We start from the raw sequence: 16,422 nt of genomic DNA on the forward strand, positions 1-16,422 counted from the left end.
TGGTGGTGGTGGCGGCGGTGGTCGCCGTGATCGCGGCCCCAAGAAAGACCGCAGCTTCTCCAAGAAGGGTTCTTTCAAAAAGAGGAAAGAAAAGAAATTCGGTTTCCCAAAACAGAAGAAAGGAAAACGGAGGTAATTTTTGGTTAGATGGTTGATTGTTAGATGGTTTAGGCCATACAACTATGTGCATCATGCCTTCTCTTCTCTATAGAACCACATAAAAAAGGATAGGACTTGCGTCCTATCCTTTTTATTTTGCATAACCATTTCCTTGGTGCCTTTGGTGGTTCAAAATCCACATATCGGGTAAATTTCGTGAATTCCCCTACTAGACTAGCCTCATATGGTTCAAAAAAACTACCTCACTACCCAACCATCGCCAAATCCGGCAGGTGGGCTTACGAATACCAGCTTACCGGTTTCATCCTCCGCCATCAAGACCATCCCCTGGCTAAGGATACCCCTCATTTTACGAGGAGCAAGATTAGCAACCATTACCACCTGCTTGCCGATGATATCGGTGGGTTTGTAATGTTCGGCAATACCCGACAGCACAGTCCGCTCTTCAAACCCTAAATCGAGAGTTAATTGCAGCAATTTATCCGCCTTAGGCACGGGAGCTGCTGCCTTGATGGTAGCTGTCCGCAAATCCAACTTGGTGAAGTCATCAAAAGTGATCTCTTCTTTTACGGGTGGGCGTTCAGGGCCTTTCTCCTCAGAGAGGATGGCTTCCAGCTTTGCTTTCTGCCGATCAATGATTTGTTTACGGCTATCGTCCTTACGGTCAATAATTTTTGGGAATAAAACGTCAGACTGGCCAATCTGCTGCCCTGGTTCCAGTAACCACTCTCCCTTGGCCAATTTATTGAGCGTCTCCTGTAGTTCGCCAGGCTTTGTAGGCGCTTGTCCTACAAGTGCCCGCAGTTTAGGGGCAATAAAGGGCAAGAAAGGCTCAATGAGTTGAGCGATCAATGCAGTTACCTGAAGACTAACATTCATTACCTCTGCAATACGCGGATCATCCTTATTTTCCTTAGCCAAGGTCCAGGGAGCAGCATCCTGGAGGTAAGTATTACCCCAGCTGGCAATTTCCACCACATTAAAAGCGGCCTGCTTGAAGCTGAATCCTTCAATATCTGCTACCAGCTGATCAGTAAAAGCCTTAACTGGTGCCAGAATAGCATTGATATCGGTATCTGTAGCGGGTACCTTCCCATCAAAGTATTTATGCGTTAGCACAACTACCCGATTAATAAAGTTCCCTAGCTTATCTGCCAGTTCTTTGTCATGAAAATCAACAAACTCATCCCACTTGAAGTCAGCATCTCTGGTTTCGGGCATATTGCGAACAAGGGCCCAACGCAAAGCATCGACCGCATTGGGGAAATCCTTAAACTCTTCAAGGTACTCATGCTGCTCTATGCCCCAACCACGGCTTTTGCTGAATTTCTGTCCTTCAAAATTCAGGAAGGAGTTAGCCGGTACATTGATGGGGAGATTGTAGTCACCGTGCGCTTTAAGCATCGCAGGGAAGATGATACAATGGAAGACAATATTATCCTTGCCAATGAAGTGAATCAGCTGTGTATCGTCTCCTTTCCAATAAGTTTCCCAGTCTTTGCCGTTCTCTTTGGCCCACTGGCGGGTGCTCGAAATGTACCCAATAGGCGCATCAAACCATACATAAAGAACCTTGCCTTCAGCCCCTTCAATAGGCAATTTGATTCCCCAATCCAGGTCGCGCGTAATCGCACGGGGCTGCAGCCCTTCGTTGAGCCAACTCAAACATTGGCCTACTACATGCTTCTTCCAAGTCTTAGGATCATGTAGCTGCTTACCATCTAGGGTACCTTTTTCAATCCATTCCTTGAGCCACTCATTGTGCTCATCCAACTTGAAATACCAGTGTTTCGTCTTCCGCAGAATAGGCTGCTTGCCACTAAGGGTCGACAGCGGATTGATCAGTTCCAGGGGTGACAAGTCGGAGCCACAATTCTCACACTGGTCGCCGTAAGCCTCTGCGTGGCCACACTTGGGACAGGTGCCTTTGATATAGCGATCCGCCAAAAACTGGTCGAATTCCTCATCATAATACTGCTCCTGCTCTCTGGTTTCAAACTGCCCCCCCTGCTCATTAAGCTTGAGAAAAAACTCCTGCGCCGTCTCGTGATGCAATGGATCGCTCGTCCGGTGATAATAGTCAAAAGAAATCCCCAGGTCACCAAAAGTGCCCTTATTCAGATTGTGGTATTTATCAATAATTTCACGAGGAGAAATTCCTTCTTTCTTGGCGCGAATCGTGATGGCTGCGCCGTGTTCATCACTACCACACACCCATACCACGTCTTTGCCCATCGCCCGTAAATAACGAACGTAGATGTCAGCAGGCAGATAGGCTCCGGCCAAGTGCCCAAGATGTAAGGGGCCGTTGGCATAAGGTAAAGCCGAGGTAATGAGATAACGATTCATAGAATTATTAAAATTTGAATACAAAGGACTAAATCCCGTAAGTTAAACTAATGATTGCAGGTCTAAAAAAGTTTCCTTAAAAGCTTGTCATTCCTCTTTTTCTACTTCCTCTTCTGTAAGCCATGCGGGGTTTACAAATTCCTTTATTTTTTCGAAAGAAACAAAAAGCTCAATCTCGCCCGCTGCATAAGGCGCAATTTCGTAAGGTGCGTAAACAAAAAACACTCCCTTATCTGTAAAGCCATAATTTTCATTAGGTGCAATCTCTTCTTCAAAAAGAAAGGTATTGAGGGGTGCAGAAGCTCCCAGGTTATACTTTGTTCGCACCGCTTTTGCCAATGCTTTGCTTACCGCTTCTACATAACCAGGAAGCAGAATATCGCTCAACTTGAGCACCTTTTTATTCTTTAGGTCATAGCTGGAAACAATGGTCGCATACATGCCGTGCGCACCTCCCGTATAGGAATAATCCGTAAAACCCAGCGTCAGCAACTCGGGGGCATTATAATAAACCTGCACCGAAGTATTGTAAGAATAATGGAAGCTCAAAAACATATCTGGATCCGCAAGAGAATCAATAATTCCTGCTTCTGTCATCGAGGCCATTTCTTCCCTGAAGTCCGAATACAAGGTGTTCCTCTCCTCCGTGAGTTTCGCCAATAGATCATTAGGATCACCTGGTGCACTGCCTTCCAACATTCCTCGTGCGATCTGCTCTCTCAAAAAACCACGCTGTTTTTCCGGCATTTTCCCTTCTCCAACATCCAGCCACTCTAGCGAATAAGAAAGAACAGGTGATGCCTCCCACTGTGGGAAAGCAATCAGTGAATCTTGTATCCAATATCCCTCCAGAGGAACGGCATTGGCACTTTTTTGCAATCGAAAATCATAAACATCTTTGCCATTGCTGTGCTGCCAAAGACCCGAAAAGTCGCCATCTTCTTCCCAACGCCCCTGAAACAAGTGAGGGTCACCATCCCAGGAACCTTGCTCGGTAAGAATAAGGCGGTTGCCATTTTCCAGGTTGCCATAAATACCAATAGGGCCGCCGTAATTATCGTAACGATAAAATCCGCGAAAAAATCGCCCATTTCGCCCCTGGTAGTTACTTTCCTCTTGCAACTCCATACTGATTGCTAAATCTCCCAAAGACCCTTGAAGGTGATAATAACGGTTCGATTGCTGAGGTTGTAAAGCTCGCTCCTCTGCTTGAAGATTTTCTTCACTTGCAGGAGAATCCGACTGGCAAGCACTACTTATAAGTAATACCAATAAACTTCCCAGCAACGTCCAGTTCCTACAGCGAATCATACGTATCATCAATTTTGTCGCAAAATTAACATCCCTCCACTAAGGATGATCCTTTTTGGCGTCTATTTTGTTCGAGTACTGCCTTTTTTCTTGAAATTCTTTACCTTAACGAGCTTTTTGCAAAAAAAATCACAAGTTTCGGGTGGTCATTAAGTATTGCACAAAAACAAACTGAGTCTTCTCTCTGTTGTTCCTAACCCTTAATGATCCAATTAAAAATATCCCAAAGCTTTTTAAAACTATACCAATGGAAACAAAAGAAAATAAAAACCATCTACGCCCCAAACACCACAACATGAAAAAATGGAGTGACCAGATCAAAGGGGAAGATTCTTGGACGATGTTTAAAGTAGTTTCAGAGTTTGTTCAAGGTTTCGAAACACTCAATCTGGTAGGTCCTTGTGTAAGTATCTTCGGTTCTGCTCGTACCAAACCTGATCATCCTTATTACAAACTTGCGGTACAAATTGCCCAACACCTCACGGAAGAAGGTTACGGCGTTATTACCGGCGGTGGCCCTGGCATCATGGAAGCCGGCAACAAAGGCGCTCACCTCAACGGCGGGAAGTCGGTAGGTCTCAATATTCACCTTCCATTCGAACAAGGATCTAACCCCTATGTCGATCATGATAAAGACATCAACTTCAAGTACTTCTTTGTCAGAAAGGTAATGTTTGTAAAATTTGCGCAGGCCTTTATCGCCCTCCCCGGCGGTTTTGGTACGTTGGATGAACTTTTTGAGGTCCTCACTTTAGTACAAACCGGAAAAATAACGCCCGTACCTGTTATTTTGGTAGGCTCTGAATTCTGGGGAGGCCTCAAAGAATGGATAAAAACCAGTATGCTGGATAAGGCAGGAAACATCAGCCCTAAAGATCTGGACCTTATTCCTGTTGTAGACACTCCAGAGGATATTATCCAAATCATCAACGAGTTCTATGAAGTCAGAGCGAAGGAGCTCCGGCCAAATTACGAGTTGTAATTTATTCAACCACATGAGGTTCATTGTAACAGACCTACTCTAATTGTCTTTACAATAGACTTCATGTGGTAATTTACGGTTACTTCATTGCTCAAAAATACTACCAGAAAAAGCATAGTTGTTATTAAAATTAGAAGAAGATTTGGCTTAAAACGCATAAGCGTATAGAGATAATAGAGAAGAGGTTTTACTTTTGGGTAAAATAACTCCTGAAACGATGTATAAACAAACGCTTTTTTTCCTATTACTCATTGGCTCCCTCTTATTTGGTTGTACGACAACGCAAACCGCCACAACCCAATCAACCCCGCCGGTAGAATTTGTAATTCTACAAATCAATGACGTTTACGAAATCGCCCCGCTGGAAGGTGGTAAGGTTGGCGGATTAGCCAGGGTAGCAGGTTTACTCCGACAATTAGAGGCCGAAAACCCCAACACCATTGCGGTATTAGCAGGTGATTTTCTAAGTCCCTCTTTCATGGGAACGCTAAAACTAGACAACGGCGAACGTATTGCTGGCCTCCAAATGGTAGAGGCCCTCAACGCAATGGGGCTTGATTATGCAACCTTTGGCAACCACGAGTTTGACCTTAAGAATGCTGAACTTCTTGAGAAACGCCTTGACCAAAGTGAGTTCGAGTACATGTCTACCAATGCCTATTGTGTAGACGGAGAGCAGCAACGACCATTTCAGCAAAATGGCGTCTCTGTTCCTGAGTTCAGCACCTTCACTTTTGAACAAAATGGTACTACTTACAAATTAGGAATTGTAGGTGTAGTACTTCCTTTTGCGAAACCACCTTATGTAGGTTACAAAGACGTTGAAGCTACTTTTGCAGCTGCCGTAAAGACTGCCAGACAAGAAACTGATATCGTTATTGGACTAACCCACCTAAGCGTCGATGGCGACGAAGCGCTGGCTGCTGCGGTACCTGGCTTGCCACTATTTATGGGAGGCCATGAACATGAAAATCTCAGCCGCTACGTAGGACAAACCGCCATCACCAAAGCGGATGCCAATGCCAAAACGGTATACATCCACCGCTTCACCTACTATCCCGACAGTAAGGTAACACAGTTGTTTTCGGAACTCGTCCCTATCGATGAATCAACTCCCGAAGATCCTGCTACCGCCGCTGTGGTTGGCAAATGGCAGGCTAAAATCGGAGACCTCATCAGCCAGATGGGATACGATGCCACTGCGGAATTGACCACCTTGGCTACGCCACTCAATGGTACAGAAGCCGCTACCCGTACCAGCCAGACCAATTATGGGCTCCTTACCAACCAAGCCATCGCCAAAGCCTGGCCAGGGGCTGATGTGTACGCCTTCAACAGCGGATCACTCCGGCTAGATGACAACCTCTCAGGAGCTGTTACTGCCTACGATGTACTACGCTCATTTCCCTACGGAGGGCCAATGGTGCGACTGAGTATGAAAGGTGATCAACTGGCCCGCCTGCTCAATACCGGCGAAACTACCAACAGGGGGGAAGGCGGCTATCTCCAACGTTACCAAGCCGAAAAGAAAGGCAATAAGTGGATCGTAAACGGAAACCCGCTGGATAACACCAAAACCTACATAGTTGTTCTTCCTGAATTCATGGCTAAAGGATTCGAAGCTAATCTCGATTTCCTCAGCGAGTACACTTACGATAAGCTAGAAGAGTTTACTGCCAATGGTGAGACCGTGAAAAATGATATCCGGGATATGGTGATTTGGTATATGGGGGGGATGTAAAAGAGGGTGGATTGCCAACCCTCAGCCTTTCTCATGCGACGGATTTTAACTCACGATTCATATATCTGAGCAAATGGTATCGATTTTCGCAGATGTTTTCCTGTTATCACTGTTCTAGCTCAGCTTGCTGGATATTGATCATGACCTCTTGGACAAAGATAGCATCTGTTTTGCGATTGTACTGAATACATCGGCACTAATGACTTTTATACATGCTTTTCTTTTTTAGCGCCCCAAAGTACCCTCAATGATATCAGAGCAACGTAAACGTCCGGCTACTGCTTAACTGTTCTATCTCGGCAAGTGTATCTATCTATGCTTTTTAAGTCTCGAGTTATATAAGGTTGGGAGATATATTTCACGCTGTAGAAAACGCATTAACAATAAGATATATACTTTGAATGTTCTTCCGTAAAAAACTATGCATTATTATTATCTTTCAGTAAATGAGAATTGCTTTACGATTTCATAAACACGCAGAAAACTTATGTATGCAGGTGGAATAGCCGATAAGCTAGGAAACAGGTATGAGGCTATATTACTGGCAAATAAAGCCTTACATGTTCTTTCCGGAGAAAACCTTGACTGGATACGCTTCGAAGGTATCCCTGATGAATACAAAGGATTCGAATTTGCTACAGGTAAGGGTTCTGAAACTCGATGGTATCAAACAAAGATAACCTCATCTTCTGGAAACTGGACAATCAGAAAGTTAGAGAACGAAGGAGTTCTACAAGCTTTTGCTGAACGGCTTGATGCTGACTCAAACTGTTATTGTATTTTTGTTTCGGNNTTTGCCATTCTATCTAAAAAAGCTCGTACAGCAACTTCTTCAAATGAATATATAGAATCCCTTCCTGAACAACAAAGGAAATGGGTTGCTGACATTTCTGATGCTTGGGTGGCTAATAACGACAAGACATACCAGCGATTGAAGAGAGTACGTTTTCAAGTGTGGCCGCAAAGTGAAATCGAGGCTGGTAATAGGACACTCATAAACCTATTGTTTTCAAAAAATCAACACAAGATATTTCCATTTCTACGAGACTTTTTAGAAGAAAATATCAACCAACCTTTAGATACGGAATTTCTACGGAATGCTTTAAGTGATAAGAAATTTGGATTTAGAAACTGGCAATTAGACCCTACTTTAAAAGCAACCATAAGAAAGCAGAATAAACGCTATCTAAGTACCTACATACCTTTTGGCGTTGGTGGCGAAAAAATCATTAGAAGAGAAACGGCCTCTATCATAAAGGAAATAGATGATGAAAGTGGCAAACAAATAATTCTCTTAACTGGAGTTGCTGGGTGTGGGAAGTCCGGCATTATTAGAGGGGTAATTGAACACTTGCAAAGCACTAAGTGCATCCATTTAGCTTTCAGGGTCGACCATTATCTGAATTGTAGTACTCCTGAAGAAATTTGCTCTAAACTTTTAGACAGAAATGAAAGTCCAGTCATCACTTTACAGGGAGTATCGGAAGATAAGCCGGGTGTTCTCATTGTTGACCAAGTTGATGCGGTTAGTGAAATATCAGGAAGAAACGGTGCTACGAAAAACGCAATACTAGAATTCCTTGATGGTATACATGAGTTAACAACGAAGATTATCTATGTATGCCGAGATTTTGATTTGGAAAATGATGCTCGTTTTAGAACTCTTGCACAAAAAGATATAGTACTCAGGATAAAAGTCGATTTACTAGATTTTGAGAAGGATGTAATACCCATTCTGGAACGTAGAGGAGTCAATACAGGCACTTTTAGTAAAAGTCAAAAAGACTTGTTAAAGCTTCCTTTGAATCTCGCTTTGTTTTTAGAAATAGGGGACATATCACTCAAATTTAAAAATCGTGATGACCTATTTGATGAGCTGATAAAGAAAAAGTCTAACGATTTAGTACAGCACAGTTGTCAGTGGTCATTAATGCAGCCTCTTATTCATGTGTCAACATGGATGAGTGAACATCAAAAACTCAGTGCTCCAATATCGATGCTGGATAACTATCCTCAAGCAATAAATATACTAGGATCAGAAAGCTTAATAGTAGTCACTGATAAAGAAGTTAACTTCTTTCACGAAAGTTTTTTCGATTACGTTTATGCAAGAAATTTTCTAAACTCTAACAAGTCGATTTTTGAGCTTATTAGCTCTGAGGAGCAACATCTTTTTCGTAGAACACAGGTTCGCCAAATCCTAGAAGTTTTGCGGCAGCATGATCGACTCAGGTACCTTCGAGAGCTAAAGAAGTTATTTAGTTTTGATGTCCGCTATCATATAAGAATTGCCGTTGCAAAGTGGTTAGGAACACTTACTGATCCTTCAGAACAGGAGTGTGATTTTGCTTATGAGTTTCAATCTGAAAAAGGTGGGTTTTCTCCTTTGGCACGCTCAATACTTTTAGGATCGGCGGGCTGGTTTGATATTCATTCTAAGTCAAGCTGGCTACTGACTATTTTGAATGGTAAAGATGAAGGAAAAAGAAATCTCGTATTACGATGGTTATTACAGATTGCGCATGAAAGACCGCAAGGTGTTACTGACGTGCTAAGGCTTTGGTGGGGGAAAGATTCCCGTCGCGCTTCGGAGTTGTTAAACAGAATCTCTTTCATAAGAGCAAAAGATATGGGTGACAAGGCTAAACCTATCGGAAGTTTATGTTGTGACCTGCTTGATTCCGTACCTGAAGGATTATTTGCTGATAAAACCATGCATAGAAGAGACTTTATCTTGCATTCATGGGCGACAGGAGACTTAGGTAATGGAGCAAATATTCTAAAATCTTATTTCAAATGTTGGTTTAAAGCTCATCCTGGCAAACAACCTTTCTATTATAACTCGACACTTGAACGAGATTTACACACTCTATCCCAAGGAGCAAAAAGGAGTCCTTCAGAATTTATTTTGGGTATATTACAAACATTGGATTATTCCATAGACATCATCAATAAAAATAATTGGGACACTACATTTTCTTCCTTTGAGGTCGGTAGCCGAGTAGGTGACGATCGCTTAGTTATTATATTGAAAGAGGCTTTATTGGATATAGCGGAATCTGCCCCTGAGTTAGCAATAGAATACTTGATACAACTTGAACCCAATAGGCATAAATTATATTTACATCTTCACCTCGAAACAGTTGTTGGTAATCCAGAATTTTTCAAAGATCACTTTCTGACTTTAACTGAGTATGAAGGAGTAATGTCAGCAGGCAATAAAGGTGTAGAATGGCGTTCGTTTGCAAGAGCAGCCAAGTCGATCTTACCTTATACTAATGATGAAGAAAGAGGATTCATTGAAAAGAAGATAGCTACTTACAGGCCAGAACTAGATGATATAAAAAAAATACTAAATGAAAACATTGGTGAGAATTATAAAAAATGGGCTCTAGACCAACTGAAGCGGTCAGGGTTTGAGCAGTGGTGTATCCTAGAAGAAATAGGCATTGACCATATACCTTTCTCTTTGAAACGCTTATTGAAAGAATTGAGGAGGAAATTTATTAATGAAGAAATCGCATCCCCTAGTAAATCAGTTGTCATCAGAGGTATTTATTCTCCGATACCTATTAAACATGCTCGATTCATGACAAATCAGCAATGGCTTAAAGCAATTGAAAAATATCAAAATCATAGAGATTGGAGAGGTAGACATGATAATGGAGGAGTAGAAGAATTAAGCAATGTATTAGGAGAATGTACAAAGGAAAGCCCTGATCGCTTTGTTCATGTATTTCGGGCACTTTCTCATGGCACAAATACATTGTATCCAAGTAAAATATTGTACGGTATAGGTCAGAGCAAAGGATGTAAGTTGGAAAACATCAAACTCATTATTGATTGTGCAGAAGATTACCCTGATCGACCCTTTGGGAAAGAAATATGCAATATCATTGCTCAATATCCTCTCGTTTGTGAAGAAAAAAAATACCTTAAAATACTTATTGATTATGGGGTTAATGAAACAGTAAATGACGAAGATATATTCACCAAAGATGAGGATGAAAAGAAAGATGAAGAAGTAAGCGGTATCCAGGATTTTACAAGATATATGCAACGGGCATCTATTCCAGGTATGAATTCTGTACGAGGGGCCGCCGTAAGAGCATTGACTCAAGTATATTGGAAGTTTCCAAAATATTCGGCACAGGTCGAAAAGTTCATCTTGAATCGGATTGATAAAGAGACATCAACGAGCGTTCGTTGCACGATACTTGAATTGCTTCTTCCTGTTTACAACCATAGTAAAAAGAAATGTGCGGAATGTTTTCATGATCTCGTTAAGCAAAGTAAAAGCGAAGAAGATGAAGTTATTATTTTGACATCTTTTAATGGTGTTAAGCTATTAAGACATCTTTTACCTTTGACTCCAGTTCTCAGTAATAATTTGATAGATATTCTGATACGATCTAGAGACAAAAAAGCTCGATTAATTGGAGCTTGGGTAATATTTGTCATGAGGTACGAACAAGAAGAATATGAGGGGCTTTACGAGATGTTACTAGATATCAGTGATGAGCACCGAAGAATAGCTGCTGAAGTAGCTGCACAATGGTTCTCAGAAGTAGAATTTCAAGATAAAGCAGTTGAACACTTGAAACGTTTTTTTAATGATAGAGACGAAACCGTTCGTAAAAACGCATCAGTCGTTTTTGGACAAATCCCAGTTAATCAAGTATATAAGCATATAGACTTGATAGAGGCTTATATATCATCAAATGCATCTTTAGATGATATGGCCTATTTTTTAGATTTACTCAAAAATGCAACGGTCAACGTAAGCGAGTATGTTATTCTCTGTGCAGAAAAAATGATCGTTGACTTGAAAGAGGTAGAAAATTTCAATCAGTTCACCACCCACGGAAACCTTTCGTCACTCGAAGAACTGATCAAGAATGGATATGCTGCATCAGAGTATGACCCAGAACTAAGACAAAGATACCTTAATATTATCGACGATCTTCTTCAGATGGAAGTGTATTGGGGCGAAAGAATGGTAGCCTCTCATGATCGGCATTAAAAAATGGGTTGAAATTATTTCTGCTAGAAGATATTAACAACATATCCTATAAATATAATATGTACGCTGCCCAATCTAATGCTTTATCTGACGCGACAGTTTTTAGCGCTCTTGACAAGCTAGATTGCTCGGTAAAGTTGCCCTCAGTCTGTTGCACAGGCTTTATAAAAAAATGACGCCTCTATTTTTCGCCCCGTAAAGCAGAAAACGCAGCGCGTTGGCGAGGCTTTTCAACGCTGCGAGGCGGGAAAAGAGCACGTCAAAATTCACAAATCCTGGGTTGGAGGACTATACTCCATCACTTAACAGAAAGTCCAGCCTGAACTACATTGTGTCTCCTTCTGTTACTTTTCTTAAATACAAACCCCATGCCCGAACTCCCCGAGGTCAACACCTTTAAGCAATATTTTGATGCAGCTGCCTTGCAACAAACCATCATGCAGGTAGATGTCTCTGATGACAAGATTATCCGCAGTTCTGACGGGGCTACTTTTGCAGAAAAGCTGGCCGGGCGCACTTTCGTTAGTTCCATCCGGCGAGGTAAATATCTTTTTGCTGATCTCGATAACGGCCATAGTGTTTTGCTTCATTTCGGAATGACGGGAGACCTTAAACTTTATCAAGAGGAGGAAGATCGCCCTCGTTTTGAGCGTTTCGCTTTTGTCTTTCAGGACGGAAATCGTCTGGGGTTTGAAGACATGCGGAAGTTTGCCCGTATCAATTACCTCGAAGATCGGGACGCATTTATCATTGAAAAGAAATTGGGGCCGGATGCGCTGGTCATTGGTGAAACCGAGTTCCTGACAGCAATGAAAGGCAAGAAAACCAATATCAAGGCTTTCCTTTTGGATCAATCAAACCTGGCTGGTGTGGGCAACCTCTATGCGGATGAGGTTCTGTTCCAAACCAGGGTTCATCCCGCGAGTACCGTAGCTAAAATCCCATTGAAAAAGCGGAAAGAAATCTTTGCTAAAACACAGGAAGTCCTCCACGAAGCCGTAGAGAAAGCTCCTTATTACAAACAATACGAAGAAGATTGGTTTTGGAATAAATGGCGCTTCGATGGCCATTTGGCACCTGACGGAAAAAGTAAAGTAGAAAGTGGAAAAATTGCGGGGAGAACAACATACTGGGCAAAGCCTTGGCAACGGAAGTATTAAGGCCGCGGATATTCATTGAGTACATACAAATCAGCAAGCTCTTCTTCTTCCGTTACCGTTTGCTCTTCAGCCGTTTGCTCCGTAGCTGGTTGACGTACGCAAGTAAGTACCAAGGCTGGGCCTACCAACAAACATACCAAAACGAAAGTGTCAAGAAGTTTACGCATTGCTCTGTGATTTGTAGCTATTGACGTTCTCAGGTCACTTTTGGTACTCCCTTTCCTCCCCTTTAATCCTTCCCTAACGCGTTTTTAAGACTTTTTAACGAAATCATCATCCAATTAACGGGTATAAAACCTGCTGGGATTTTTCTACCTTTGCGAACGAACATTCATTCGTATGGAAGACAAAACACTTTTAGGACAGATCGATACGCAGCTTGAAGAAGGGGTAGCTATTATCACTTTTTCGCACCCTGCGCATAACAGCCTTCCGGGGCGTTTATTGGCGCAGTTGCGTGATGCTATCCGCCAAGCTGGCACCAATACCGAATGCCGGGTAATCATTCTCAAAAGTGGTGGCAACCGTACTTTTTGTGCTGGTGCCAGTTTTGATGAATTGATGGCAATCAGCGATTTTGCCGCTGGCAAGGAATTTTTTCTCGGTTTCGCACAAGTTATTAATGCCTTGCGGGAATGCCCCAAATTTGTCATTGGTAGTGTCCAAGGAAAGACGATTGGTGGAGGTGTAGGACTTGCAGCGGCAACGGATTATTGTCTGGCCACTACTTTTGCTGCCGTAAAACTGAGTGAATTGGCCATCGGTATTGGACCCTTCGTCGTCGGCCCTGCTGTTGCACGTAAAGTTGGACAGAGCGCCTTTCAGCAACTGGCCATCAACGCTACGGCTTTTCAAACAGCAGAATGGGCACGCGAAAAAGGCTTGTTTGCCGAAGTATTCCCCAACATTGAAGAGCTAGATGCTGCTGTGCTTAAGCTCGCTCAGCAACTCGCTCAATCAAGCCCTGAGGCAATGAAGGAGCTTAAAAGAATCAGCTGGGAAGGTACCGAAAACTGGAATGAACTACTGGACACCCGCGCTGCAATAAGTGGAGAGCTGGTACTGTCAGACTTTACCAGGAATGCAATTGCCGCTTTTAAGAATAAATAGAGCGTAAGTTCCCTCCGATCGATGTCCAAAGATAATTTGCTAAAGGTTTTTTTAAATACTGTGGAAGAGCAACTGACAAGCGGCAAGCCCCCTTTTGTTCAGAACACCCTCTGGCGGCTCGTAAAAATGGGCTATACGCAGAAAGAAGCTAAATCCATGATGGCAGGCGTGATGGCCCACCAGATGGCAGATTCTATTTTAGGAGACACTCCTTTTAACCAACTGCAATATCAACTGCTTCTAGAGAAACTCCCAAAATTACCCCAGTGAGGTTGATCAAATTACCTGCTCCCATTGTTACACCAATGATTTTTCATTTGCCCATACAATGGGTATAGCGCACAAAAATAAGTTGAGCATTCATTTTTGTGCTGTTCCTAACCAAGCATATTTTCCTTAACCATGGTCCAACCAAAGACTTCCACCACTATCAAAACCAAAGATTTAAAAGAAGCCTTTCGCAAGATGGCCATTGCCAAATCGCTGACCGAGCTTTATGAAGACAACTTCAAGTTCGTCTCTAAATATGTACACGCTACCAGCCGTGGGCATGAAGCTATACAACTGGCAATGGGCTTACAGTTAAAGGAGCAGGACTATCTAGGTCCTTACTACCGTGACGATGCGATGCTTTTGGGCATTGGTATGGAACCTTACGAACTCATGCTACAGCTGATGGCAAAGCGGGACGACCCTTTTTCTGGGGGTCGCAGCTATTATTGTCATCCCAGCCTACGGCGGGAGGGGTTTCCTAAAATTCCCCATCAGTCGTCTGCTACAGGAATGCAGGCAATCCCCATGACCGGCGTTGCCTTGGGTTTTCAATATCAGGAGCAGACAAACTTACAAAAGTGGAGAAAGAATACCGCTCCGATAGCCGTCTGTTCACTCGGTGATGCCAGTGTTACAGAAGGAGAGGTTGCAGAGGCTTTTCAGATGGCCGCCCTACGGCAGCTGCCTATTATCTACCTGGTGCAAGACAATGGGTGGGATATTTCCGCCAATGCGGAAGAAACCCGAGCCCAGGATGCCGCCGATTATGCTGCGGGCTTCCATGGCCTGGAAGTAGTGCGAGTGGATGGCAGTAATTTTGCAGAAAGTTACCTTGCGCTGGAAAAAGTCATCAAAACTGTCCGTACAGAGCGACGCCCTTTTCTTGTTCATGCTTCCGTTCCTTTACTGAATCACCACACCAGTGGCGTACGCAAAGAATGGTACCGTGACGATCTTGAAGAACAGCAAACACGAGACCCTTACCCCAAGCTGCGGCAGTATTTACTTAATGCTGGCATTACTGAAAAAACAATCAACACCATCGAGCAGGAGGCCAAAGTGCTCGTCGCTGCCGATTTTGAACGCGCAAAGGCCGCTGAAGACCCTCGCCCCGAAGATCTTTACACCCACGATTTTGCGCCTACCCCTATTGAAGAAGAACGTGGCGAACGGCAACCCTCAGAAAGCAGCCCTACTGTAATGGTGGATAGTGCCCTGCACGCCGTGGAAGAGTTGATGAAAGAACACCCTGAATGCCTATTGTATGGCCAGGATGTAGGCGCTCGCTTGGGAGGAGTCTTCCGCGAAGCGGCTACCCTCGCGCAGAAATTTGGCGACGAACGCGTCTTCAATACACCAATTCAAGAAGCATTCATCGTGGGCAGCACCGTTGGTATGTCTGCTGTGGGCCTAAAGCCTTTTGTAGAAGTACAGTTTGCTGATTATATCTGGCCGGGCCTTAACCAGCTCTTTACGGAAGTCAGTCGGTCTTGTTACCTGTCTAATGGTAAGTGGCCAGTGAGTATGGTACTGCGGGTGCCTATTGGTGCCTATGGCAGTGGTGGCCCTTACCACAGCTCTAGTGTAGAGTCGGTGCTAACCAATATACGTGGTATCAAAATTGCCTACCCCAGTAATGGTGCAGACCTCAAAGGCTTGATGAAGGCCGCTTACTACGACCCCAATCCGGTGGTGATGCTGGAACACAAAGGCCTCTACTGGTCGAAAGTCCCTGGTACAGAAGCAGCACGTACCGTTGAACCTGCTGCTGATTATATCCTTCCGTTCGGGAAAGCAGCTTCACCATTAAAAGCAGATGATGTAGCACTTGAAAAAGGTAATTCTGTAGCTGTAGTCACCTATGGCATGGGTGTTCATTGGGCTTTAAATGCTGCAAAAAAATTCCCAGGCCAAGTAGAAATTGTAGACTTGCGCACCTTAGCCCCCCTTGATGAGGAATACATCTATGCCGCAGCGCGCCGTCACAGCAAGATTCTCGTATTGACCGAAGAGCCAGTCAATAATACCTTCGCCCAAAGTATTGCTGCTCGTATTCAGGAACATTGCTTTGAGCAGTTGGATGCACCTGTGATGACGATGGGCTCCGTAGATATGCCTGCTATTCCCCTCAACAGTACCTTAGAAGCAACAATGCTTCCCAATACTGAAAAAGTAGTAGATAAAATTGCTGGACTGTTGGCGTATTAGGCAAACAGGAAGGACCTAATGTCAGTGCGCAGGCCAGCAGGCCGAAGCTCGGGGCCGGGACGGCGCAAGGACAATGGGATGGTAGCGCCCCGTAAAGTCGGGTTTGAAACCCGACTTTACGGAGCAGCGAACAGCCCGGTGCCGA

The 16,422-nt window shown here is 43.6% G+C and carries 10 protein-coding genes; 7 read left to right on the forward strand and 3 right to left on the reverse strand.

The features are described from left to right. Positions 1-357: 357 nt before the first annotated feature. Both metG and ACRBG0_RS22470 read right to left on the reverse strand, forming a co-directional pair. Complete coding sequence (gene metG, locus ACRBG0_RS22465) at positions 358-2,469, reverse strand: methionine--tRNA ligase (RefSeq protein WP_431489088.1); 2,112 nt, start codon at positions 2,467-2,469, stop codon at positions 358-360. An 87-nt stretch (positions 2,470-2,556) separates the two neighbouring features. After that, positions 2,557-3,780 (reverse strand): DUF3298 domain-containing protein, encoded by a 1,224-nt coding sequence (locus ACRBG0_RS22470; protein ID WP_431489089.1) that lies wholly within the window; start codon positions 3,778-3,780, stop codon positions 2,557-2,559. Positions 3,781-4,027: 247 nt separating this feature from the next. On the opposite strand from ACRBG0_RS22470, the gene ACRBG0_RS22475 reads away from it, so the two are divergent. From ACRBG0_RS22475 to ACRBG0_RS22490, 4 genes are all read left to right on the forward strand, one after another. Next, positions 4,028-4,762, forward strand: coding sequence for a TIGR00730 family Rossman fold protein (locus ACRBG0_RS22475; protein WP_431489090.1), 735 nt, complete (start codon positions 4,028-4,030; stop codon positions 4,760-4,762). 217 nt (positions 4,763-4,979) lie between these two features. Continuing rightward, positions 4,980-6,503 (forward strand): bifunctional metallophosphatase/5'-nucleotidase, encoded by a 1,524-nt coding sequence (locus ACRBG0_RS22480; protein WP_431489091.1) that lies wholly within the window; start codon positions 4,980-4,982, stop codon positions 6,501-6,503. A 931-nt stretch (positions 6,504-7,434) separates the two neighbouring features. Continuing rightward, entirely contained in the window at positions 7,435-11,526 is a 4,092-nt protein-coding gene (locus ACRBG0_RS22485; protein WP_431489092.1) for an AAA family ATPase, read from the forward strand. A gap of 368 nt (positions 11,527-11,894) precedes the next feature. Next, positions 11,895-12,686, forward strand: a complete 792-nt coding sequence (locus ACRBG0_RS22490; RefSeq protein WP_431489093.1) for an Fpg/Nei family DNA glycosylase — start codon at positions 11,895-11,897, stop codon at positions 12,684-12,686. Here the strand turns inward: ACRBG0_RS22490 and ACRBG0_RS22495 are convergent. Next, entirely contained in the window at positions 12,683-12,853 is a 171-nt protein-coding gene (locus ACRBG0_RS22495) for a hypothetical protein (RefSeq protein WP_431489094.1), read from the reverse strand. The genes ACRBG0_RS22490 and ACRBG0_RS22495 overlap by 4 nt on opposite strands. A gap of 172 nt (positions 12,854-13,025) precedes the next feature. Here ACRBG0_RS22495 and ACRBG0_RS22500 point away from each other — a divergent pair, with 172 nt between their 5' ends. The 3 genes from ACRBG0_RS22500 (at position 13,026) to ACRBG0_RS22510 (ending at position 16,277) form a co-directional block, all read left to right on the forward strand. Continuing rightward, complete coding sequence (locus tag ACRBG0_RS22500) at positions 13,026-13,796, forward strand: enoyl-CoA hydratase/isomerase family protein (RefSeq protein WP_431489095.1); 771 nt, start codon at positions 13,026-13,028, stop codon at positions 13,794-13,796. A gap of 21 nt (positions 13,797-13,817) precedes the next feature. Continuing rightward, entirely contained in the window at positions 13,818-14,066 is a 249-nt protein-coding gene (locus ACRBG0_RS22505; RefSeq protein ID WP_431489096.1) for a hypothetical protein, read from the forward strand. A gap of 132 nt (positions 14,067-14,198) precedes the next feature. Then, positions 14,199-16,277 (forward strand): alpha-ketoacid dehydrogenase subunit alpha/beta, encoded by a 2,079-nt coding sequence (locus ACRBG0_RS22510; RefSeq protein ID WP_431489097.1) that lies wholly within the window; start codon positions 14,199-14,201, stop codon positions 16,275-16,277. Positions 16,278-16,422 lie beyond the last annotated feature (145 nt).

The sequence above is a fragment of the Lewinella sp. genome (assembly GCF_050633125.1).
GTDB lineage: Bacteria > Bacteroidota > Bacteroidia > Chitinophagales > Saprospiraceae > Lewinella.

Excerpts from the sequence above, each read along its gene's own strand:
- ACRBG0_RS22495 (WP_431489094.1), bottom strand. The coding sequence starts at position 12,853 with ATGCGTAAACTTCTTGACACTTTCGTTTTGGTATGTTTGTTGGTAGGC.
- ACRBG0_RS22475 (WP_431489090.1), top strand. The coding sequence starts at position 4,028 with ATGGAAACAAAAGAAAATAAAAACCATCTACGCCCCAAACACCACAAC.
- ACRBG0_RS22505 (WP_431489096.1), top strand. The coding sequence starts at position 13,818 with ATGTCCAAAGATAATTTGCTAAAGGTTTTTTTAAATACTGTGGAAGAG.
- ACRBG0_RS22510 (WP_431489097.1), top strand. The coding sequence starts at position 14,199 with ATGGTCCAACCAAAGACTTCCACCACTATCAAAACCAAAGATTTAAAA.
- ACRBG0_RS22490 (WP_431489093.1), top strand. The coding sequence starts at position 11,895 with ATGCCCGAACTCCCCGAGGTCAACACCTTTAAGCAATATTTTGATGCA.
- metG (WP_431489088.1), bottom strand. The coding sequence starts at position 2,469 with ATGAATCGTTATCTCATTACCTCGGCTTTACCTTATGCCAACGGCCCC.
- ACRBG0_RS22500 (WP_431489095.1), top strand. The coding sequence starts at position 13,026 with ATGGAAGACAAAACACTTTTAGGACAGATCGATACGCAGCTTGAAGAA.
- ACRBG0_RS22470 (WP_431489089.1), bottom strand. The coding sequence starts at position 3,780 with ATGATTCGCTGTAGGAACTGGACGTTGCTGGGAAGTTTATTGGTATTA.
- ACRBG0_RS22480 (WP_431489091.1), top strand. The coding sequence starts at position 4,980 with ATGTATAAACAAACGCTTTTTTTCCTATTACTCATTGGCTCCCTCTTA.